At 63.5% G+C, this 20,082-nt stretch carries 23 protein-coding genes and 1 tRNA gene; 16 read left to right on the top strand and 8 right to left on the bottom strand.

Annotation, left to right across the window (positions count from 1 at the left end; genetic code table 11):
* Positions 1-33: 33 nt before the first annotated feature.
* The gene (locus RTCK_RS07015; RefSeq protein ID WP_142521098.1) at positions 34-519 is read right to left on the bottom strand and encodes an outer membrane protein assembly factor BamE; all 486 of its coding nucleotides are present in this window, start codon (positions 517-519) and stop codon (positions 34-36) included.
* A gap of 233 nt (positions 520-752) precedes the next feature.
* On the opposite strand from RTCK_RS07015, the gene RTCK_RS07010 reads away from it, so the two are divergent.
* From RTCK_RS07010 to nadE, 10 genes are all read left to right on the top strand, one after another.
* On the top strand, positions 753-1,289 hold the full coding sequence (locus tag RTCK_RS07010; RefSeq protein ID WP_142592275.1) for a ubiquinol-cytochrome C chaperone family protein: 537 nt from the start codon (positions 753-755) through the stop codon (positions 1,287-1,289).
* Between the two features lie 7 nt (positions 1,290-1,296).
* The gene (locus tag RTCK_RS07005; RefSeq protein WP_142592274.1) at positions 1,297-1,866 is read left to right on the top strand and encodes a YceD family protein; all 570 of its coding nucleotides are present in this window, start codon (positions 1,297-1,299) and stop codon (positions 1,864-1,866) included.
* Between the two features lie 96 nt (positions 1,867-1,962).
* On the top strand, positions 1,963-3,009 hold the full coding sequence (gene plsX / locus RTCK_RS07000) for a phosphate acyltransferase PlsX (protein WP_142521095.1): 1,047 nt from the start codon (positions 1,963-1,965) through the stop codon (positions 3,007-3,009).
* 18 nt (positions 3,010-3,027) lie between these two features.
* Positions 3,028-3,999, top strand: coding sequence for a beta-ketoacyl-ACP synthase III (locus RTCK_RS06995; protein WP_142592273.1), 972 nt, complete (start codon positions 3,028-3,030; stop codon positions 3,997-3,999).
* A 126-nt stretch (positions 4,000-4,125) separates the two neighbouring features.
* The gene (locus RTCK_RS06990; protein ID WP_142521093.1) at positions 4,126-4,464 is read left to right on the top strand and encodes an integration host factor subunit alpha; all 339 of its coding nucleotides are present in this window, start codon (positions 4,126-4,128) and stop codon (positions 4,462-4,464) included.
* Between the two features lie 142 nt (positions 4,465-4,606).
* Positions 4,607-5,143 (top strand): MerR family transcriptional regulator, encoded by a 537-nt coding sequence (locus tag RTCK_RS06985; protein ID WP_142592272.1) that lies wholly within the window; start codon positions 4,607-4,609, stop codon positions 5,141-5,143.
* Between the two features lie 96 nt (positions 5,144-5,239).
* Positions 5,240-5,647, top strand: a complete 408-nt coding sequence (locus tag RTCK_RS06980) for a BA14K family protein (RefSeq protein ID WP_142592271.1) — start codon at positions 5,240-5,242, stop codon at positions 5,645-5,647.
* 141 nt (positions 5,648-5,788) lie between these two features.
* Positions 5,789-5,983: a hypothetical protein gene (locus RTCK_RS06975; RefSeq protein WP_142521090.1), complete on the top strand. Its 195-nt coding sequence runs from the start codon at positions 5,789-5,791 to the stop codon at positions 5,981-5,983.
* A 95-nt stretch (positions 5,984-6,078) separates the two neighbouring features.
* A tRNA-Pro gene (locus RTCK_RS06970) sits at positions 6,079-6,155 on the top strand.
* A 163-nt stretch (positions 6,156-6,318) separates the two neighbouring features.
* Positions 6,319-7,167: an ammonia-dependent NAD(+) synthetase gene (gene nadE / locus RTCK_RS06965; RefSeq protein ID WP_185927940.1), complete on the top strand. Its 849-nt coding sequence runs from the start codon at positions 6,319-6,321 to the stop codon at positions 7,165-7,167.
* Positions 7,168-7,194: 27 nt separating this feature from the next.
* Here nadE and RTCK_RS06960 read toward each other — a convergent pair whose 3' ends face one another.
* Positions 7,195-7,689: a DUF883 family protein gene (locus RTCK_RS06960; protein ID WP_142592269.1), complete on the bottom strand. Its 495-nt coding sequence runs from the start codon at positions 7,687-7,689 to the stop codon at positions 7,195-7,197.
* A 246-nt stretch (positions 7,690-7,935) separates the two neighbouring features.
* Here RTCK_RS06960 and RTCK_RS06955 point away from each other — a divergent pair, with 246 nt between their 5' ends.
* The 6 genes from RTCK_RS06955 (at position 7,936) to phoB (ending at position 14,134) form a co-directional block, all read left to right on the top strand.
* Positions 7,936-8,976 carry a substrate-binding domain-containing protein gene (locus RTCK_RS06955; RefSeq protein ID WP_142592268.1) on the top strand — a complete coding sequence of 347 codons (1,041 nt, stop codon included), beginning with the start codon at positions 7,936-7,938 and terminating at the stop codon, positions 8,974-8,976.
* Between the two features lie 68 nt (positions 8,977-9,044).
* A complete protein-coding gene (pstC, locus tag RTCK_RS06950) occupies positions 9,045-10,505 on the top strand; it encodes a phosphate ABC transporter permease subunit PstC (RefSeq protein ID WP_142592267.1) in 1,461 nt (486 codons plus the stop codon).
* A complete protein-coding gene (gene pstA / locus RTCK_RS06945; protein WP_142592266.1) occupies positions 10,502-11,836 on the top strand; it encodes a phosphate ABC transporter permease PstA in 1,335 nt (444 codons plus the stop codon). The genes pstC and pstA overlap by 4 nt, the downstream gene beginning before the upstream one ends.
* Positions 11,837-11,850: 14 nt before the next feature.
* Positions 11,851-12,666 carry a phosphate ABC transporter ATP-binding protein PstB gene (gene pstB / locus RTCK_RS06940; protein ID WP_142521084.1) on the top strand — a complete coding sequence of 272 codons (816 nt, stop codon included), beginning with the start codon at positions 11,851-11,853 and terminating at the stop codon, positions 12,664-12,666.
* A 44-nt stretch (positions 12,667-12,710) separates the two neighbouring features.
* Complete coding sequence (phoU, locus tag RTCK_RS06935; protein ID WP_142592265.1) at positions 12,711-13,430, top strand: phosphate signaling complex protein PhoU; 720 nt, start codon at positions 12,711-12,713, stop codon at positions 13,428-13,430.
* Positions 13,431-13,450: 20 nt separating this feature from the next.
* A complete protein-coding gene (phoB, locus tag RTCK_RS06930) occupies positions 13,451-14,134 on the top strand; it encodes a phosphate regulon transcriptional regulator PhoB (RefSeq protein ID WP_142521082.1) in 684 nt (227 codons plus the stop codon).
* 38 nt (positions 14,135-14,172) lie between these two features.
* Here the strand turns inward: phoB and RTCK_RS20800 are convergent, their stop codons facing one another.
* The 6 genes from RTCK_RS20800 to phnC all read right to left on the bottom strand — a co-directional run bounded on the left by RTCK_RS20800 (position 14,173) and on the right by phnC (position 19,963).
* On the bottom strand, positions 14,173-14,871 hold the full coding sequence (locus tag RTCK_RS20800; RefSeq protein ID WP_235988607.1) for an MFS transporter: 699 nt from the start codon (positions 14,869-14,871) through the stop codon (positions 14,173-14,175).
* Positions 14,872-15,156: 285 nt separating this feature from the next.
* Positions 15,157-15,387 carry a hypothetical protein gene (locus RTCK_RS20795; protein WP_235988606.1) on the bottom strand — a complete coding sequence of 77 codons (231 nt, stop codon included), beginning with the start codon at positions 15,385-15,387 and terminating at the stop codon, positions 15,157-15,159.
* Positions 15,388-15,560: 173 nt separating this feature from the next.
* Positions 15,561-17,066: a phosphonate ABC transporter, permease protein PhnE gene (gene phnE / locus RTCK_RS06920; protein ID WP_142592264.1), complete on the bottom strand. Its 1,506-nt coding sequence runs from the start codon at positions 17,064-17,066 to the stop codon at positions 15,561-15,563.
* A 12-nt stretch (positions 17,067-17,078) separates the two neighbouring features.
* Positions 17,079-18,038 (bottom strand): phosphonate ABC transporter, permease protein PhnE, encoded by a 960-nt coding sequence (gene phnE, locus RTCK_RS06915; protein ID WP_142521080.1) that lies wholly within the window; start codon positions 18,036-18,038, stop codon positions 17,079-17,081.
* Positions 18,039-18,119: 81 nt separating this feature from the next.
* Positions 18,120-19,028: a phosphonate ABC transporter substrate-binding protein gene (gene phnD / locus RTCK_RS06910; protein ID WP_142592263.1), complete on the bottom strand. Its 909-nt coding sequence runs from the start codon at positions 19,026-19,028 to the stop codon at positions 18,120-18,122.
* Between the two features lie 86 nt (positions 19,029-19,114).
* Positions 19,115-19,963 carry a phosphonate ABC transporter ATP-binding protein gene (phnC, locus tag RTCK_RS06905; protein ID WP_142592262.1) on the bottom strand — a complete coding sequence of 283 codons (849 nt, stop codon included), beginning with the start codon at positions 19,961-19,963 and terminating at the stop codon, positions 19,115-19,117.
* Between the last annotated feature and the right edge of the window lie 119 nt (positions 19,964-20,082).

Raw genomic sequence — 20,082 nt, 5'->3', positions numbered from 1 at the left:
GCTCCGCGGGCCCTTTCTCTTGAGGTTCTTCGGTCAGTTGCCGAGGTTCTGGAAGATGTTCCTCGCGGCATTGGCATTGCCGGCGCCGCCGGCACCCGACAGCAACTGCTGCAGGAAGGTGAGGTCGCGTCCGCCGGTCGGCGTGGTGCGCGAAATCGTGTCGAACACCTTGCCGTCCTGGAGCGTGTAGTTGGCCTTGTTGGCCACGACGCCGTCCTTGTCGAAGTAGATCGCCAGGACCGTCTGCTCCACGAGGCGCGGCTTCATGAAGGCGACCGGACGCTCGCGCTTCTGCGAGATGTAGTAGAACACCTCGGTGTCGAAGGTGGCGGTGGTCGAGGGGGTCCCCATTGTCAGCAGCACCTGCTCCCGGCTCGATCCCACCGGGATGAGGGCCAGCGACTCCTGGTCGATCACGTAGCCATTGTACATCGTCTGGCCGATGTCCATGGACGTGCAGCCGGCGACTGCGGTCGATGCGACGATGGCCGCTACTGCGGTTCTGCTCAAGAACTTCATTTCAGACCTTAACACCCGCCTCTGAGGCTTTCCGACATTCGAACTTGCGGCCTTCGCCTTTGTCTGCTGTCCATATCATTGTGGCTATTCCGGGGAGAAGGGCGTGCCCGACCCCCAAGCCGGAACCTCTCCCGCCGCCGAAGATATGCGCAACGACGTTGCAATTCGTGAATGCTTCGGTAAACCAGCTTTCGTTTCCATGCAACAGATGGAGACCAACCGCGAGAGTTCTGATGATCTTCGGCCTGTTCAGGAAGAAAAAGCAAAACCAGCCGATCGTCGACCGCCAGTACGCTTCCTTGACATCGGCTGCGCGCGACCCCTTCTTTTATATCGATCTCGGCGTCCCGGATACGGTGATGGGCAGGTTCGAGATGCTGTCGATCGCCATGATCCTGTTTTTCCGCCGTACGGCGAAATCCGGCGTCAGCGGCCAGGAACTGGCGCAGGAGATCGTCGATGCCTTCTTCCAGGACATCGATCACTCGATTCGGGAGCTCGGCATCGGCGACCAGGGCGTGCCGAAGCGGATGAAGAAGCTCGCCGGCATGTTCTATGGCCGCCTGGAAAGCTATGCGGCGGCACTGGATGCCGGAGACCGGGAGGCGCTCTCTCTGGCCCTGGCGCGGAACATCCGTCCGGAAGCGGCCGACACGCCGTCGATGGACGGGCTTGCCGCTTGGATGATCCGCGCGGAGGAACTCCTGGCGGAGGTCACCGAAGACGAAATCGCCCGTGGCGCTGCCCTTTTGCCGCCGCCCGGCAAGTGAGGACGACATGAAGGATCATCATCATGGGGGCGACACGCCTCCCTTCTCCTATCCCGTCCGGGTCGGCCATGTTTCGGCCAATCCGGTCACCGTGCATGTCGAGGCGGGATCGCGCGAACTCAAGGCGCTTGCTGATCTCTGGCAGGTTCTGGACGTCAAATCCCTGACGGCGGACCTTCAGATTGCGCGCTGGAAGAAGGACGGGGTGCGCGTCAAGGGGCGCGTGGAGGCGGAAATCGAGCAGGCCTGCGTGGTGACGCTTGAACCGGTCCTTTCCAGGATCGACGAAAGCTTCGAGCAGATCTTCGTCCCCGAAGGCTCCAAGCTTGCCCGTCTCGTCCTGAGCGAGACGTCGGAAATGGTGCTCGATCCGGAGGGACCGGATCTGCCCGAAACCTTCACGGGCGACACCATCGATGCGGGCGAGGTGGTTGCGGAAATCGCCGCCCTGGCGATTGATCCCTATCCGCGCAAAGCGAGCGCCGAGTTCGCCGATCACGTCGAAGGCGACCCTTCCACGGATGAGGCCAAGCCTTCTCCCTTTGCCGTCCTGAAGGACTGGAAAAAGCAAGACTAGGATGGAAATCGACCCCGTTGGGTTGTAAGCACCGCCAGAACCATTATTTTGGCTCCGATTTTCGCCCCTGCGGCGAAGCAAGAGGATCAGCGACGCGTGATCAGAATATCTGTTGATGTCATGGGAGGCGATTACGGCCCCGAGGTCGTCATCGCCGGTGCGGCGAAGGCACTGGAACGACACCCTGACGTCACGTTCGTGCTCTACGGCCTCAAGGCCCAGTGCGAGCCCTACCTGCAGAAATATCCGAAGCTGCGGGAGCGTTCCGTCTTCCATGACTGCGAGCTGGCCGTCGGCATGGACGAGAAGCCGAGCCAGGCCTTGAGGCGAGGCCGATACGTCTCGACCATGTGGCGCTCGATCGAGGCGGTGAAGCTCGGCGAGGCCGACGTTGCCGTCTCCGCCGGCAACACCGGGGCGCTGATGGCCATGGCGAAGTTCTGTCTGCGCACGATGGCCCATGTGGAGCGGCCCGCCATTGCCGGCATCTGGCCCACGCTGAAAGGCGAAAGCATCGTTCTCGACATCGGCGCGACCATCGGCGCCGATGCCCAGCAGCTGATGGACTTCGCCCTGATGGGCGGTGCCATGGCGCGGGCCCTGTTCGAGGTCGATCGTCCGACCGTCGGCCTTCTCAATGTCGGCGTGGAGGAGGTCAAGGGCCTTGAGGAAGTCAGGGAGGCCGGCCGGCTGATCCGCGAGGCGAACCTCGCCACGATTTCCTATCACGGCTTCGTCGAGGGCGACGATATCGGCAAGGGAACCGTGGACGTGGTCGTGACGGAAGGCTTCACCGGCAATATCGCGCTGAAGGCTGCAGAAGGTACCGCCCGGCAGATCGCCCAGCTGCTTCGCGAGGCTATGTCGCGTACCTTCCTTGCCAAGATGGGATACCTTCTTGCCAAGGCCGCCTTCGACCGGCTGCGCGAGAAGATGGACCCCCGCAAGGTCAACGGCGGCGTGTTCCTCGGCCTCAACGGCATCGTCATCAAGAGCCATGGCGGCACTGATGCGGAAGGATTCGCTGCGGCGATCGACGTCGGCTACGACATGGCCCGCAACCGGCTGACCGAAAAGATCGCCGAAGATTTGAGAATCTATCATGCCCGACGCCAGCCGCCGGCTGGCCCCGAGGCGGCCTGACGACAGGATGTGAACAGCATGATCCGTTCAGTGGTTCGCGGTTACGGGGCAGCCCTGCCCAAGCGCGTTGTTGCCAATCGCGAATTGGAGGGCATCGTCGAGACGTCGGACGAATGGATCGTCCAGCGGACGGGTATCCGCCAGCGTTACATTGCCGGCGAGGGTGAAACGACGGCCTCGCTCGGCGAAGCGGCCGCCCGTGCCGCCCTCGACAAGGCCGGGTTGACGCCGGACGACATCGACATGATCCTGGTTGCCACCTCGACGCCCGACAACACGTTCCCCGCGACCGCGGTAAACATCCAGAACCGCCTCGGCATGACGCACGGCTTCGCCTTCGACATGCAGGCGGTCTGCTCCGGCTTCGTCTATGCCATGGCGACGGCGGACATGTATATCCGCGGCGGGATGGCCAGGCGGGTGCTGGTGATCGGCGCGGAAACCTTCTCGCGCATCCTGGACTGGAAGGACCGCACCACCTGCGTATTGTTCGGAGACGGCGCGGGAGCGCTCATTCTCGAAGCGGCTCAAGGCGAGGGCACGATCGCCGATCGCGGCGTCCTCACCTCTCATCTCAGATCCGACGGAACGCACAAGGAAAAACTCTATGTCGACGGCGGCCCGTCGACGACCGGCACCGTCGGCCATCTGCGGATGGAGGGCCGGGAGGTCTTCAAGCATGCTGTGGGTATGATCACCGACGTGATCGAGGCGGCATTCCATGCGACCGGAACCACCGCGGACGATCTCGACTGGCTGGTGCCCCATCAGGCGAACCGCCGCATCATCGACGGCTCCGCCAAGAAACTCGGAATTCCGTCCGAAAAGGTCGTCGTGACGGTGGACCTGCACGGGAACACCTCGGCCGCCTCCATCCCTCTCGCGCTGTCCGTCGCGCTCGATGACGGCCGCATCAAGAAGGGCGACCTCGTGATGCTGGAAGCCATGGGCGGAGGGTTCACATGGGGCGCAGTCCTCGTCCGGTGGTAGTGCCGGCGAAGTGTACCTTGCAGGACACGGCCGGAAGCTGCTGATTTTGCAGTAGAGCTTGACCCTGGCGATTAACCAAAATACTCTCGTCCAGCTTTCAGACGACAGGTGAACTGGGCGGGGATCATGGCCGGAAAGACAGTGACACGGGCGGATCTGGCGGAATCGGTGTTCCGCAAGGTCGGGCTTTCGCGAACGGAGTCTGCCGAGCTGGTGGAAACGATCATCGATGAGATCTGCAACGCGATCGTGCGCGGCGAGACTGTGAAGCTCTCCTCCTTCGCCACCTTCCAGGTGCGTTCCAAGAACGAGCGGATCGGCCGCAATCCCAAGACCGGCGAGGAAGTGCCGATCTCGCCGCGGCGGGTGATGACCTTCAAGGCATCCAACGTACTGAAGCAGCGAATCCTGCGCGCCCACAATGCCCGCAAACTGAAGCAGAAGCCGCCCGTGCCGGCGGCCTGACGCATTCACCTGTTCAAATCCTGCAGGCCTACTTGAATTTCAGCGGGTACATCGCTGAAATAATGACGATTCGTGCCCTGCCGTCACCGATGGCGAATGACGGCACGTTTGCGGGCATGATGCTCGCCTGTGGGAGATTGACGTGGACAAAAGCCCGGACGCTTTCCGCACCATCAGCGAGGTCGCCGAGGACCTGGACCTACCGCAGCACGTGCTGCGCTTCTGGGAGACGCGGTTCCCGCAGATCAAGCCGATGAAACGCGGCGGCGGGCGCCGCTACTACCGCCCCGAGGATGTCGACCTCCTCAAGGGCATCCGGCACCTGCTCTATGACCACGGCTACACCATCAAGGGCGTACAGAAGCTTCTGAAGACCAACGGCAACAAGTTCGTGTCGGCGATCGCCTCCGGCGATGTTGCGACCGTCGACGCCATCATGGCCGCCGGCAGCGAGAAGCATGCCGAGCCGAAAGTCGGTTCTGCGGAAGAGGATCAGGTCGTTGGGCGGCCGAAGGCAAAGCCGAGCGGGCGCTTCTTCGGTTTCGGTTCGAGCGGGGAAGGCGACGTGCCGGAGGTATCCGTCGGCAAGGGCAGTATCGGCAAGGAGGATCGGGCACTGCTGCAGGAGGCGCTTTTCGACCTTCTGGAATGCAAGCGTCTGCTCGATCAGGTGCGCTGAAACGCAACCTTCCTTCGTCGGAGGCGTTGTTCACCTCTGGTTCAGGCGGCAAGGCGGAACCTCTTGCCGAGGGACGAATAAACGAGGTGAGGAAACATGAAAAAGTTCGCAGTTATCCTAATTTCGCTTGCGACCGCGGTATCAGGCACCGTGCCTGCCCAGGCCTTCCCGTCCGCGCCGGTCGTCAAGGCGGAGACAGTGCAGGACGTCCAGCAGGTCCAGTACAGGCATCGCCACTACAGGCACCGCCACTGGCGTGGCCATCGCCACTACCGTCACCGCCACTACCGTCATCGCCATGGCAATGCAGGCGCGATCATCGGTGGTCTCGCGGCCGGAGCCATTATCGGCGGCGCTCTCGCAGCCCAGCAGCAGCCCCGTTACTACGGCGGCAGCAGTGCCCATGTCCGCTGGTGCTATGCCCGCTATCGTTCCTACCGGGCTTCTGATAACACCTTCCAGCCCTATAACGGACCGCGTCGCCAGTGCTATTCGCCTTACTGACGGTAAGATCGGCCGATCGAGGCCGGAGAGACATCGGCGGGTCGCCGCCGGTGTCGTAAAATCTTCGTAAACAAAGTCTTGAGAAGGTGGGAACCGGTAGGGAGGATGCTCCGTTATTGCGGGGTGTTTGGAGGACGGTTCATGATCTGGAAGCTTCTCACGTCACTTCTGTCCAGCGACAGCCAGCCGGCGACCGGCACCTATCCGGACGGTCTGTTTCCGGTCCTTGCCGCCAAGGATATGGCGAACGAAAGCGACCGCAATTTCCGCACATCCTATGGCCGCGACTATTCCCTGGCCCGCAAGCTCGACGGCCTGCCGCAGAGCTTCGCCTGAGATCGGGACGGGCGCCTGCAAATCTTGCCGAAGGCGATTTTTCGCTTGCACCGGCGCGGCCGAATGATTAGGGAAATCCTGCTCGTAGAGCTGGTCGGGGCGTAGCGCAGCCCGGTAGCGCACTTGACTGGGGGTCAAGGGGTCGCTGGTTCGAGTCCAGTCGCCCCGACCATTTACCCCCTCTGTTCTCCTTATCCTGTAAGACCTCTCCTTTGCCGGGACCTGCGGACGGACGTCCCTTCCGGGCGCGGAACATAAACCCATGCGGCGTTGTTGTCCGTCGCTCGGGCCATGATGAGAATGGCCCGCCAAGCATGGTGAGAAGGAGGATCCACGTGGACAGGCTGCTGCAAGATGGGCATCAAGACTTGCTGAACGAGCAGGCGGAGATCGTGCGGGTCCTCGGCGTCACGAGGGATTTCGATGCGCATGCAGAAGCCGAGCGCCGCATTGCATTCCTTTCGGATTACCTGAAGCGCCATTCCCTGCGGAGCCTCGTCCTCGGGATCAGCGGCGGCGTCGATTCGCTTACGGCGGGACTGCTGGCGCAGGAGGCGGCGAACAGGCTGAGGGCAGGCGGCATCAGCGCTGAATTCATTGCCGTCAGGCTTCCCTATGGCACCCAGGCGGATGAAGCGGACGCGCAGAAATCGCTTCAGGTCATTGCGCCCGACCGCACGGTGACCATCGACATCAAGCCGGCCGCCGACGCCATGATGGATGAGGTGAGGCGGGAGGCGGACGATCTCGTCTCCGGCGGGCGGTTCCACTTCCACCTAGGCAACATCAAGGCACGCCAGCGGATGATCGCGCAGTTCGCGCTCGCCGGCGCCTCGCGCGGCGTCGTCATCGGGACGGACCATGCGGCCGAGGCGCTGATGGGCTTCTACACGAAGTTCGGCGACGGCGCCGCCGACATCCTGCCGCTCGCGGGCCTGAACAAGCGGCGGGTGCGCGCGCTCGCCCGCCATCTCGGCGCGCCCCAGGACCTCGTGTTCAAGGTCCCTACGGCCGACCTGGAATCGGATACACCGCTGAAGCCGGACGAGGAGGTCTACGGCGTCAGCTATGACGAGATCGATGACTTCCTGGAGGGGAAGGATCTTCCGGAGCCGTCGCTCCGGAAGATCCTGGCGGCCTACCGCACCTCCGCGCACAAGCGCGCCATGCCTGCTGCGCCGTGAGGTGGTTCTCTCCTCCGGTCGGCGCCCTTATCTTCTGAGCCCGCAGAGGAAGCCGATCGCAGCTGCGAGGCCGACCGCCTTCCACGGCTGCTCGCGAATACGATCCTCGACATCCGCAACCGCGTCGTGCGCCCGTGCCTTCGCGACCCGCGTGGTGCCGGAGGCGAGTTCCAGGACGGACTCCTTTAGTCGGGCAACCTCGGCCCTCAGGGCTCGCACCTCTTCGGGCTGGATCTCGAGTGGCAGGTCGGGGTCTTCCGACTCAGAGGCTCGAAGAGCCTCGTCAACGAGCGGGAATTCGTCGCCGACAGTCTCCGCGCTCCAGCTTCCGTCGCCACGCCGTGCCGCGGCCGGTCGGGTCGTGCCGGTCGGTATTGCGGTGCTGGTCGTCGAAAGCGGATCGGAGGCCGGAAAGGTATCCTCCAGGCCTTCCTGAAGTTCGCTCTTCTTGCCGCGGCCCCGTTGGGTGGCGCGCTCCTTCTTGATCGAGCTGACGGCGGGAGATTCGTTTTCCTGTGCCATGTTTTGTTCCTTCCATGTTCGGAAAGGAAATTCCCAAGGGAGGCGTCAGGTTCCACAGACCGATGCGGAAGGATTGGTTGGCGGCGTCTCTCCCAGGCACCGGGCGGCTGTGCGCGCCTCGGAGCGAGTTCACCCGCGCCAAGGGCAGGTCGAAGTGCTATAAATCCGTCACAAAACTGTAATGGAGGCCCGATAGAGGGGAGCCGACGCCGAAGCGTCGATCCGAATTCTCTGGGGAGAAAATCCATGAAGAAGTATCTTGGAAGCTGCGCTGTCGTCGCGCTTATGCTGGCTACCACGGGCGCTGCCGCCGCTCGCGATCAAATCCAGATCGCCGGCTCCTCGACCGTTCTGCCTTACGCCTCGATCGTCGCTGAAGCTTTCGGCGAGAACTTCGACCATCCGACGCCCGTCGTGGAGTCCGGTGGTTCGGGCGCCGGCCGCAAGAAGCTTTGCGAAGGCGTGGGTGAGAACACCATCGACATCGCCAACTCCTCCTCGCGCATCAGCCAGTCCGACATCGACACCTGCAAGGCCAACGGCGTGAACGAGATCCAGGAAGTCCGCATCGGCTATGACGGCATCGTCTTCGCCTCCGACATCAACGGTCCGGAATACAAGTTCACCCCGGCCGACTGGCACGCGGCGCTTGCTGCGAAGGTCGTCAAGGACGGGCAACTGGTGGACAATCCCTACAAGACCTGGAACGAGATCCGCGCCGACCTTCCGGAGCAGCCGATCCTCGCCTTCATCCCGGGCACCAAGCACGGCACCCGCGAAGTCTTCGACGAGAAGGTGATCGTCGCCGGTTGCGAAGAGAACGGCACGATGGAAGCCCAGGCCGCCGCCAACAATGGCGACAAGAAAGCGGCTGGGAAGGCCTGCATGCAGCTCCGCACCGACGGCGTTTCGGTCGATATCGACGGTGACTACACCGAGACACTTGCCCGCATCGACGCCAACAAGAACGGCATCGGCGTCTTCGGCCTGTCCTTCTACCAGAACAACACCGACAAGCTGCGCGTTGCGACCATGAGCGATGTCGCGCCGTCCGTCGAGACGATTGCATCGGGCGACTACCCGGTTTCCCGTCCGCTGTACTTCTACGTCAAGAATGCGCACCTGGACGTGATCCCTGGCCTGCAGGAATATGTCGAGTTCTTTGTCTCCGACGACATGGCTGGTCCGAATGGCCCGCTTGCCGAATATGGCCTGGTCTCCGATCCGGAGCTTGCCAAGACGCAGGAAGCGGTTAAGAACCGCACCCCGATGGGTCCGTTGAACTAACAATCGCCTTGACGCCGGCGGCGCAATGACTGCGCCGCCGGTTTCCCTCCGAAAGGATTCCAAGCCAGATGAGCGTTGGCAGCATCGTTCTCGTCGTCGTCGCACTTGCGGCCGTCGGTTATATCCTTGGCAGACGTCGCGCCTTGTCGACGTCCACGGCCACTGCGACTCGGCTCCACTCGCTTCCCGGCTACTACGGCCAGACCGTTGCGCTGTTCGTTGCGGTGCCTGCTCTGCTCTTGCTGATGGCCTGGCTTTTCGTCCAGCCGGTCCTGATCGAGAGCCGCGTCAACGGAATGATTCCCGACAGCATCATCCCCGAAGGCGGCGCCCGCAGCCTGGTGATGGCCGATGTTCGTCAAATCGCAGCGGGACTGGATGCCGTCCTCTCGCAGACGGAACTGACGGAAGAGGCGCTCGACGATGGCCGGGTGGATTCTTCCAATGTGCGCAAGCGCCTGGCCGAGGTCGGCGTTGCTCTCGGCGGAAACGTGCCGGCCGAAGTGTTCGAGGCTGCAAAGGCCTATCGCCGGAGCGCCGACATCGGCAATCTCGCGGTGACCGTAGCGGTTCTGGGTGTGGCGCTCACCCTGGGGATATGGTCCCTGCGGAGCATTCATCCGAAGATGCGCGCCCGCAATGTCAGCGAGAACTTCGTCAAGGCCCTGCTTATCGGATCCTCCACGATCGCCATTCTGACGACCGCCGGCATTGTCGCCTCGCTGGTCTTCGAGACCATCAATTTCTTCAGGATGTATCCGGCCTCGGAGTTCTTCTTCTCCACCGTCTGGAACCCGCAGTTCCGCGGAGGTTCGGAACTTGGCATCCTGCCCCTGCTCTGGGGCACGCTTTACATCTCCCTAGTGGCGCTTCTGGTCGCCGTCCCGATCGGTCTGCTGATCGCTATCTATCTCGCGGATTATGCCGGACCCTCCCTGCGCAGCTTCGCCAAGCCCGCCATCGAAATCCTGGCCGGCATTCCGACCATCGTCTACGGCCTTTTCGCCCTTATCACCGTCGGCCCATTCCTGCGCGACTGGATCGCCCAGCCGCTGGGGCTGGGTAATTCGTCCTCGTCGGTGCTGACGGCGGGCCTCGTCATGGGCGTGATGATCATTCCGTTCGTGAGTTCCCTTTCGGACGACATCATCAATGCCGTGCCGCAGGCCATGCGCGACGGGTCCTATGCGCTGGGGGCCACACAATCGGAAACCATCCGGCGGGTGATCCTCCCCGCTGCCCTGCCGGGGATCGTCGGCGCGATCCTTCTCGCCGCGAGCCGCGCGATCGGTGAGACCATGATCGTGGTGCTCGGTGCCGGCGCGGCCGCCAAGCTCGATCTCAATCCGTTCGAGGCCATGACGACGGTGACGGTGAAGATCGTCAGCCAGCTGACCGGGGACACCGAATTCGCCAGTCCCGAGACGCTGGTGGCCTTCGCGCTCGGCCTTACTCTTTTCGTCCTTACGCTCGGGCTCAACGTGCTGGCCCTCTATGTCGTGCGGAAATACCGGGAGCAGTACGAATGACCGACGCCGTCATAGCAAAGACCGGGAAGACGGCACTGGCCGGAAGCGCCCGCACCCGCCGCCGTCATGCCTCGGAACGCCGCTTCCGGATGATGGGGCTGGCAGCCGTCGCCGTCGGCGTGCTCGCGCTCCTGGGCCTGCTTGTCTCCATCCTGTCGAACGGCCTTTCATCGTTCCGGCAGACCTACATCACGCTGGAGATCTACCTGGATCCTGCAATCCTGGACAAGCAGGGCAACCGCGATCCTGCGGACATCGCCAAGGTCACCACTTTCGGATATGCGCCGCTGGTCGAGGGATCCCTGGTCAGGATGATGAAGGATCACGGTATCGGAAGCGAAGCTGACGTCGATACGGCGGTCGCAATGATATCGAAGGAAGCTCCCGCGATCCTTCGCCGTTACGTGCTCGCGGACCCCTCGCGCATCGGCGAAACGGTCGAATTCGACCTTCTCGCCTCCGGCCGGATCGACGGCTACTACAAGGGCCGGGTGACCATGGCGAGCGCGGAGCTCGATCGGAATACCTCGCCGGAGCAGTTGCAGCTCGCCGACGAGATGAAGGATGCCGGCATTCTCGTCACGCGCTTCAACTGGGATTTCTTTACCGCGCCGGATGCATCCGATACCCGGCCTGAGGCAGCCGGCCTCGGGGTCGCGATCCTCGGCTCCGCCTATATGATGCTGATCGTGCTGGTCCTCTCCCTGCCGATCGGCGTGGCCGCTTCCATCTATCTCGAGGAATTCGCGCCGAGGAATCGCTTCACCGACCTGATCGAGGTCAACATCGCCAATCTGGCAGCGGTGCCCTCGATCGTCTTCGGTATCCTCGGCCTTGCCGTCTTCATCAATTTCGTCGGCTTGCCGCAGTCGGCGCCCGTGGTCGGTGGCCTGGTCTTGACGCTCATGACGCTGCCGACGATCATCATCGCGACGCGCGCCGCTTTGAAGGCCGTGCCGCCGTCGATCCGCGACGGAGCGCTCGCGGTCGGCGCGTCGAAGATGCAGTCGGTCTTCCACCATGTGCTGCCACTGGCCATGCCCGGCATCCTGACGGGAACCATCATCGGGCTGGCGCAGGCGCTGGGCGAGACGGCTCCGCTGCTGTTGATCGGCATGGTGGCCTTCGTGCGGGAATACCCGGCAGCGCCGCCCGAGGGCTTCTTCGATCCCGCCTCGGCCCTCCCGGTGCAGGTCTACAACTGGACACAGCGCGGCGATCCTGCATTTGTAGAGCGGGCATCCGGCGCGATCATCGTGCTCCTGATATTCCTGCTGCTGATGAACCTTGTCGCAGTCATTCTCCGTCGCCGCTTCGAGCGCCGGTGGTAATGGAGAGAAGCGAGATGAACGTGTTGTCGGACGCCGCCGCTGAGAAGGCCCTGGTAAAGAAGATGAACGAAATCGATTACAAGATGATTGGCCAAGATGTCTCCGTCTACTACGGCGACAAGCGAGCCCTGTTCGACGTCAATCTCGGCGTCCGCAACAACACCGTGACGGCGCTGATCGGTCCTTCCGGATGCGGCAAGTCGACTTTCCTGCGATGCCTGAACCGGATGAACGATACGATCCAGAACGCCAGGGTCACGGGCAGGATCACCCTGGACGGCGAGGACATCCACGATCCGTCGATCGACGTGGTGGAGCTTCGGGCACGTGTCGGCATGGTCTTCCAGAAGCCGAACCCGTTCCCGAAGTCGATCTACGAGAACGTCGCCTACGGGCCCCGCATTCACGGGCTGGCTCATTCCAAGGCGGACCTGGACCAGATCGTCGAGAGCAGCCTGCAGAGGGCTGGCCTCTGGAACGAGGTCAAGGATCGTCTCAACGAGGCCGGAACGGGTCTTTCCGGTGGCCAGCAGCAGCGCCTCTGCATCGCGCGCGCCGTTGCCGTGTCTCCCGAAGTCATCCTGATGGACGAGCCGTGCTCGGCACTCGACCCGATCGCCACGGCGCGGGTGGAGGAACTGATCCACGAGCTTCGGACCAATTACTCGATCGTCATCGTGACCCACTCGATGCAGCAGGCGGCCCGCGTTTCGCAGCGGACCGCGATGTTCCATCTCGGTCATCTCGTCGAAGAGGATGATACCGACAAGATGTTCACGAATCCGAATGATCAGCGCACACAGGACTATATCATGGGTCGCTTCGGCTGATCCGCCAGCCGACGCCGGACCCTAAGACATCGAGGATAGAGACCATGGCATCCAGCCACATCATGTCGGCCTACGACGAGGAACTGAAGTACCTGACCCGCCGGATTTCCGAGATGGGCGGCCTGGCGGAACAGATGTGCGCCGATGCGGTCCGCGCCCTGGTCAATGCCGATACTGCTCTTGCGCAGAAGGTGATCTCCGACGACGTGGTCCTCGATCACGCGGAGCGCGAAATCGGCGAGAAGGCGATCGTAACGATCGCCAAGCGCCAGCCGATGGCGACGGATCTGCGTGAGATCATCGGCTCCCTCCGCATCGCTGCAGACCTCGAGCGGGTAGGGGATCTCGGCAAGAATACGGCCAAGCGGGTGATCGCGGTCCAGGAGACCGGCATTCCCCGCAACCTGGCCCGCGGCATCGAGCACCTTTCGGAGCTCGCCCTGGTCCAGCTCAAGGATGTCCTCGACGTGTACGCCACCCGTTCGGCCGAGAAGGCGGAGGCGATCCGCCAGCGCGACGAGGAGATCGACGCGATGTACACGTCGCTGTTCCGCGAGCTGCTGACCTACATGATGGAAGATCCCCGCAACATCACGAGCTGCACCCATCTCCTGTTCTGCGCCAAGAACATCGAGCGGATCGGGGACCATGCGACCAACATTGCCGAGACCATCTATTACATGGCTACCGGCAACCAGCCCGAGGGCGAGCGTCCGAAGGATGACCGGTCCAACACGCTCAGCGCCATTCTGAGCGACGATTGAGGCTGACGGAGCGCGTCGGGATGCAACCGAAGATCACCGTTGTGGAAGACGAGGAAGCCCTCAGCGTGCTTCTGCGCTACAACCTCGAGGCCGAGGGCTACGAGGTCGAGACGATCGTGAAGGGTGACGAGGCGGAACTGCGCCTCCAGGAACGGGTTCCGGATCTGCTGATCCTCGACTGGATGCTCCCCGGCGTTTCCGGCATCGAACTCTGCCGCCGCCTGCGCCAGCGTCGCGAGACCGAGCGGCTGCCGATCATCATGCTGACGGCGCGGGGCGAGGAAAGCGAGCGCGTGCGCGGGCTGTCGACAGGTGCGGACGACTACGTGGTGAAGCCCTTCTCCACGCCCGAGTTGATGGCGCGCGTCAAGGCGATGCTCCGGCGCGCAAAGCCGGAAGTGCTGTCGACCGTACTTCGCTGCGGCGATATCGAACTTGATCGGGAAACCCATCGCGTCCATCGCAAGAGCCGCGAGGTACGCCTCGGGCCGACCGAGTTCAGGTTGCTGGAATTCCTGATGTCGTCCCCCGGCCGCGTCTACTCCCGCGCCCAGCTGCTCGATGGCGTCTGGGGCCACGACATCTATGTCGACGAACGTACCGTCGACGTCCATGTCGGCCGTCTGCGCAAGGCGCTCAACTTCTCCAATATGCAGGACGTCATCCGCACGGTGCGCGGCGCCGGATATTCGCTGGAGAGCTAAACTCGCGCGTTCCGGAAAGGTGGTACCTCGCTGGAGGCTCAGGCCGGCGCCGCTGCGGCTGCCGCCTTCTGCCGAAGCTGCCAGAAGGCAATGCTTCCGAAGCAGAGGAGCGAGGCGACCGCCGTTGCGATCGTGCCTGCGATCGCGCCCTTGATCGACAGGCGCGCCATCATCACGGCGAAGAGGAAGGGAGCGAGCGCCGCCGAGACCTGACGCGCGGCGGTAATCCACCCGAGACGAGCGCCGTATCCTGCCCTGCCGAACAATTCCAGGGGCAGCGTGCCTCCCACGATGCTGGCAAGCCCGGAGCCCAGGCCGAACAGGATCGCGAAGGCCACGAGACCGGGTGCCGAGGGCGCCCCGGCAAGCAGCGCCAGGGCGCCGAAGGTCAGCAGGCCTGCCGAGATGAGCGCCAGCAGCGTCTGCGACAACCGCCCTCCGAAGATCAAGTTGAGAAGGCGGCTGGCGACCTGCGACGGCCCGAACAGCGTCGGTACCAGCATGCCGAGGCTGCCGGCACCGACGGCGCCCATAAGCGGCACCATGTGCACGAGGATCGCGGAGAGCACGAAGCCCTCCAAGGCGAAGCCGGCAAGCATGACCGGAAAGATCGCGATCGGTGCAGCCGGCCGGGCGTCGGTCACGGGATCGGGAGAACGCGAGGAGGGGGGCGCTCCGCGCCGCCTGGACAGCGACGCCACCCACAGGTGGACAGGAAGGCACAGAGCAAGGTTCATCAGTGCGAAAACCCCGTATACCTCGCGCCAGTCCATTACCGCCTGCAGGCCGGAGGTCAGGGGGCCAGAACAGCGTCGAGGCGAAGCCCGCGATCAGGGTGAGGTGGGTGATGCTGCGTTGTCCTCCCGCTCCACCGATCTGGACGAGCGCTGCGAAGGCGGTGCCATATAACACGAAGACGGAAGCGAGTTCCATGGCGACGAGCGCCACCGAGAAGAGCCAGATGTTGCTGGCGAGCGCCAGGGCGGTGAGCGCGAGCGCCGCTGCGATCGAACCGGGCGCCATCAGGCGGCCGGCGCCGTAGCGGTCGGCCATCGCCCCGCCTTTGGCGCCAGCGCGCCGCGGGCAAGGAGGGCGCCGGACAGAAGGCCGAAAACGAAATCCGTCGAGATGCCGAAATCTTCCGCCATTGCGGGCGCAAGGACGCCGAAGGAATAGTAGAGCGTGCCGTAGCCGACGATCTGCGTCAGCCCCAGTGCCCAGATCAATCGGGCGGGTACCTTCTCTACGGTCATTTCGCAGCTTCCATGGGACAGGTGCGCGCTCGCATCCGCTTCGCGACCATAGGGAAGGAGTATCGGGAGCGGAAGCCGTTCAGGCGGCCGGACCGGATTTTCCGGAAAGGATGCGTTCTCCCGATGCGGCCGTCAAAGCATCCCGCCGTCGCCAAGGGTGTGTCGGGTCGCCTTTACCGCTCGCGACCCACCAGACGCGAGCGCAGCGCATTCGAGATACCGTCGAAGAGGAACACCACGAGAAGGATGAGCAGCACCATGTAGGCGACGTTTTCCCAATCGGAATTGGTGCGCATGGCTTCCCAGAGCTTCAGGCCGATACCGCCGGCGCCGACGGCGCCGATGATCGTGGCCGAGCGGGTGTTGGATTCCCAGAAGTAGAGCGCCTGCGACACGAAGACCGGCATGACCTGCGGCACGACGCCGTAACGCTGGACCGTCGCGGGTGGAGCGCCGACGGAGCGGACCCCTTCACGCTGCTTGTCGTCGATGTTCTCCAGCGCTTCCGCATAGAGCTTTCCGAGCGTGCCGGTGTCGGTGAGGAAGATGGCGGAGATACCGGCCAGCGGTCCCGGTCCGAAGGCGCGCGTGAAGAACAGCGCCCAGATCAGCATGTCCACCGAACGCAGGAAGTCGAACAGTCGCTTGGTAAGCTGGTTGACCGGCCGGTTGCGGAAGATGTTGCGGGCCGCGATGAAGGAAAGCGGGAAGGCGACGATCATCGCGAAGAGGGTGCCGATGAAGGCCATCACGATGGTCTGGAGAAGCTTGGTCCAGACGTCGAGATGCTGCCAGGACGGGTTGTAGAGGATGTCGCTCCACGCAAGGGACAGGTTGCTTTGCGCCGGATCGAGTCTCTCGCCGCTGACGATCAGGCTCGCCACCTCGCTGGCCGACTTGCCGAAGAAGGCGGAGTTGGTGTCGAAGAAGAAGTTTTCCCAGCCGAGGAAGCGTTTGCGGATGCGGACCCGGTCGGCGCTGATCTCGGCCCAGCCGGAGAAGCCGAAATAGGCTGTGACCCGGCCGCCGGTCGAGCGCTGCTCCGCCCACTCCGGCAGCGCGCCGTCCGCAAGCACCCGGTCCGCGTCCCGATCAAGCGTCAGCGTCACGGTTTCGGAGCCTCGGGTCAGGACGACCCGGTCCGGAAGGATATCGATGGTGCGGGAGGCCCCCATCTGGACAACGGCTTCGGTGACCACTTCCTCCGTTCGGGTCTCGGTGGTCGGCGCCGCAGACGAGGCTGCCTGCTGCTGCGTCGGTGCCGGCGCCATGAAGCTGAAGCTCGACGTGGACGAGGAGGAAGGGGATGTGCCGGAGGCCGGCGCTATGTTCACCGTGCGGGTTACCGTCTCCCGCTTCGCCTGCAGCCAGTCCGGATTGGGATTGGGGCCGATGGGGTCGAAGCGCGGATAGGTGATCTGCATCGACCCGTCCGCTGCCACCTCAATGTCCGGGCGGATCTCGTAGGAGATCCAGTCTGCGAGATAATTGCCGGCGAGCCCCCAGTTGGCGGTGCCCACGACCTTGCCGACGGCGAAGAACCACCAGGCGAAGATGAAGTAGGCGACGACGGCTGCGGCAATGATCGGAAGGCGGAACCGCTGCCACGCCGAGCGATGAAGAATATCCGGATGGCGGGCCGCGAGGGCATCCATTTCGGCCGTGGTGAGAATGGTCATGACGGCTCCCGTTCAGATGGCCTGGAATGCCTGGTCGCCAACGAGCTTGCGGCGGAGCCATGCGGAAAACTGATCGACGGCGATGATGGTCAGCAGCAGCAGCAGGATGATGGCGAGCGTCTTCGCCTCGTGGCCGCGGCTGATGGAAAGGCGCAACTGCTCCCCGATGCCGCCGCCGCCGACGGCGCCGATGATCGTCGAGGCGCGCACGTTGATCTCCAGGCGCAGCAGGAAGTAGCTCATGAAGTTCGGCATCACCTGCGGGACGATCCCGAACCAGGAGCGCTCCAGCCAGTTGGCCCCGACCGCCTTCAGCCCTTCGTCCGGCTTCATGTCGGCGTTTTCGATCACCTCGAAGAAGAGCTTGCCGAGGGCGCCGACCGTATGGATCGACACGGCGATGACCGCGGGAATGGGACCGAGCGACAGGATCGCCAGGAAGAAGCCGGCGAGGACCACCTCGGGGAAGGCGCGCATGATTTCCATCACGCGCCGCGCCGGGGCACGGATCCAGACATTGTGCGTCATGTTCCTCGCGGCGAGGAAGGACAGGATGAAGCCGAAGATCAGGCCGATGACGGTGGACAGGATCGCGATGTTGAGCGTTTCCACCATCTTGTAGAAGTATTCGGGGATGTAGAAGCTGTCGGTAAGATAGTGGCGGCCGTCGACATAGTCGTACTTCAGGCTGCCGTCCTCGTAGGGGGAGGGCAGGTCGAAGAGTGCGCGCCAGATTTCCCAGCCGTCCCGCGGAACGAGATCGCCGACGAAATCGAAGAGATGCGGCAGGCGGTCGAAAAACTTTCCCGCATTGGTCTCGTTGGCGAACCAGAGCGAACCGGAAACGGCGATCAGCAGCAGCATGCCTGCGGCAAGTGTGTAGAGACGGCGCTGGCCGGCCAGCTGCTGCCAATGGCGTTCGACCATGGCTCCGCTTTCGCTGAGCCTCGGGGAGATCACGGAAGTTGGCATGGGCTATCCCGGGTAATGCTGTCGCTTGTGAGAAGGCCGCCGGGCCGGTGCGCACGACGGCCTTGGGCTGGAATGGGCGCGTCAGCCGCCGATCGTGGCCCTGCGGGCGTCGATGATCGGCTTGTAGAAGTCGACGTTCACTTCCGCGAAGCCCGAGAAGTCGCCGCCCTGGATTGCGGAGAAGCAGGCCGGGTCGGATTTCGGCAGAGCCATCATGAAGTCCTTGAACTTCGCCTTCATGTCCTCGTTCATCGAGGTGCGGACGACGAGAGGCCCGTTCGGGATCAGCGGCGACTTCCAGAGCTCGACGAGGTCGTCCATGTTGAGGATACCCTTGTCGACCATCTTGCGGAGGTTGCCCGAGGTATAGCCGTCCTTGAAATCGCCCACGCCGGAGCCGAAGGTGGTGCCGGCGTCGAACATGCCCTTCAGCACTTCGAGAACCAGGTTCTCGTGGCCACCGCCGAAGCCCGTCTCCGCCACCACTTCCTTGACCGGCTTGCCGCCCAGCGCTTCCGGCAGGGTGACGGTCGGGATCAGGTAGCCCGAGGTCGAGTCGGGATCGGCGAAGCCGAGCTTCTTGCCCTTGATGTCCTCGACCTTGGTCATCCCGGAATCCTTCCGCGCGACCATGATCGAGTGATAGCCCATGGAGCCGTCGGTCTGGACGGTGGTCAGGATCGGCTGAACGGCGTCCGGGCTCTCCAGATAGATCTTGGCATAACCGGAGGCGCCGAGTTCCGCATAGTCGAGCGTGCCGCCCAGCAGGCCCTGGATGGTGCCGTCGTAGTCGGCGGCGGGGAACAGCGAGACCTTCTCCACCCCGAGGACGCCCGGCAGCTTGTCGACCATGCACTGGAAGTTGCGCAGACGGTCTGCCTCGTTTTCACCGCCGATGATGCCGATGCGGAACTCCTTGAGGTCCTCGGCCATGACATTGCCGGCGAGCGCCGTCAGCGCAGCGGTGGCAAGCAGAAGTTTCTTCAGCATGAGATCTCTCCTGTTTTGTCCGGCAAGCCGGATCATTGTTGCATGAGGTGCCCTTGACGCGGGCTTGACGATCGGTCGTCCGGCGCTCAGACGCTGGCCGCAGCCAGGGTGCCGATGCCGGCGGATTGACGGGCGGCCTTTTCCGGGGACGCAGGGATCTTGATGCTGGTCGACGTCATCGTCTCGTCGATGCCGGCGCCGTCGCGGTCGGCCCCGTAGATCGCGTGGACCGCATCGGCGGTCAGTTCGGAGGGCGTGCCGTCGAACACGACACGGCCTGCCGCCATGCCGATGATCCGTTCGCAGTAGGAGCGAGCGGTGTCCAGCGTATGGAGATTGGTGATGACGGTAATGCCTTCGCGCTCGTTGATGTCGCGCAGGGCGTCCATGACGATCTTCGCATTGAGCGGATCGAGGGAGGCGATCGGTTCGTCAGCGAGCACCATCGTCGGCGCCTGCATCAGCGCCCGTGCGATGGCGACGCGCTGCTGCTGACCGCCGGAAAGCGTGCCGGCTCGCTGCAGGGCAGTCTGCTCGATCCCCAGCCGCTCGAGCGCGGCGATCGCCATGATGCGTTCCTCGCGGCTGAAGATGTTGAGCAGGCTCATTGCAGTCGAACGGTGATTAAGCCGGCCGAGCAGCACATTGGTCAGCACGTCGAGACGGGGAACGAGATTGAACTGCTGGAAGATCATCGCGCAGTCGCGCTGCCAGCGCCGCAGCTCCGCTCCGCGCAGCGCGGAAACCTCGAGGTCTCCGAAGTGGATGGAACCGGACGACGCGTCGGTGAGCCTGTTGATCATCCGGAGCAGGGTGGACTTGCCGGCGCCCGAACGACCGATGATGCCGACCATCTGGCCCTGAGGGATGTCCAAGGTCACGGCATCGACCGCCGTCCGGCTGCCAAAGACCCGAGTGAGGTTCGTCAGTCGCATCCTGTGTCCCCTGTTTCAGCTCTGGGGTCACTAGCGGCGCTTCATGAAGGAGGCATGTCAGGTGTATGTAGGATTTATGAAAGCGCGGTGGACGGTACGTGACGATGCGACAACGCCGC

Source organism: Pseudorhizobium endolithicum (genome assembly GCF_902153245.2).
GTDB lineage: Bacteria > Pseudomonadota > Alphaproteobacteria > Rhizobiales > Rhizobiaceae > Neorhizobium > Neorhizobium endolithicum.
This window is presented reverse-complemented; position numbering and strand designations above follow the sequence as displayed.

Excerpts from the sequence above, each read along its gene's own strand:
- RTCK_RS07015 (WP_142521098.1), bottom strand. The coding sequence starts at position 519 with ATGAAGTTCTTGAGCAGAACCGCAGTAGCGGCCATCGTCGCATCGACC.
- RTCK_RS07010 (WP_142592275.1), top strand. The coding sequence starts at position 753 with ATGATCTTCGGCCTGTTCAGGAAGAAAAAGCAAAACCAGCCGATCGTC.
- RTCK_RS07005 (WP_142592274.1), top strand. The coding sequence starts at position 1,297 with ATGAAGGATCATCATCATGGGGGCGACACGCCTCCCTTCTCCTATCCC.
- RTCK_RS06995 (WP_142592273.1), top strand. The coding sequence starts at position 3,028 with ATGATCCGTTCAGTGGTTCGCGGTTACGGGGCAGCCCTGCCCAAGCGC.
- RTCK_RS06990 (WP_142521093.1), top strand. The coding sequence starts at position 4,126 with ATGGCCGGAAAGACAGTGACACGGGCGGATCTGGCGGAATCGGTGTTC.
- RTCK_RS06980 (WP_142592271.1), top strand. The coding sequence starts at position 5,240 with ATGAAAAAGTTCGCAGTTATCCTAATTTCGCTTGCGACCGCGGTATCA.
- RTCK_RS06975 (WP_142521090.1), top strand. The coding sequence starts at position 5,789 with ATGATCTGGAAGCTTCTCACGTCACTTCTGTCCAGCGACAGCCAGCCG.
- RTCK_RS06960 (WP_142592269.1), bottom strand. The coding sequence starts at position 7,689 with ATGGCACAGGAAAACGAATCTCCCGCCGTCAGCTCGATCAAGAAGGAG.
- RTCK_RS06955 (WP_142592268.1), top strand. The coding sequence starts at position 7,936 with ATGAAGAAGTATCTTGGAAGCTGCGCTGTCGTCGCGCTTATGCTGGCT.
- pstC (WP_142592267.1), top strand. The coding sequence starts at position 9,045 with ATGAGCGTTGGCAGCATCGTTCTCGTCGTCGTCGCACTTGCGGCCGTC.
- pstA (WP_142592266.1), top strand. The coding sequence starts at position 10,502 with ATGACCGACGCCGTCATAGCAAAGACCGGGAAGACGGCACTGGCCGGA.
- pstB (WP_142521084.1), top strand. The coding sequence starts at position 11,851 with ATGAACGTGTTGTCGGACGCCGCCGCTGAGAAGGCCCTGGTAAAGAAG.
- phoU (WP_142592265.1), top strand. The coding sequence starts at position 12,711 with ATGGCATCCAGCCACATCATGTCGGCCTACGACGAGGAACTGAAGTAC.
- phoB (WP_142521082.1), top strand. The coding sequence starts at position 13,451 with ATGCAACCGAAGATCACCGTTGTGGAAGACGAGGAAGCCCTCAGCGTG.
- RTCK_RS20800 (WP_235988607.1), bottom strand. The coding sequence starts at position 14,871 with ATGAACCTTGCTCTGTGCCTTCCTGTCCACCTGTGGGTGGCGTCGCTG.
- RTCK_RS20795 (WP_235988606.1), bottom strand. The coding sequence starts at position 15,387 with ATGACCGTAGAGAAGGTACCCGCCCGATTGATCTGGGCACTGGGGCTG.
- phnE (WP_142592264.1), bottom strand. The coding sequence starts at position 17,066 with ATGACCATTCTCACCACGGCCGAAATGGATGCCCTCGCGGCCCGCCAT.
- phnE (WP_142521080.1), bottom strand. The coding sequence starts at position 18,038 with ATGCCAACTTCCGTGATCTCCCCGAGGCTCAGCGAAAGCGGAGCCATG.
- phnD (WP_142592263.1), bottom strand. The coding sequence starts at position 19,028 with ATGCTGAAGAAACTTCTGCTTGCCACCGCTGCGCTGACGGCGCTCGCC.
- phnC (WP_142592262.1), bottom strand. The coding sequence starts at position 19,963 with ATGCGACTGACGAACCTCACTCGGGTCTTTGGCAGCCGGACGGCGGTC.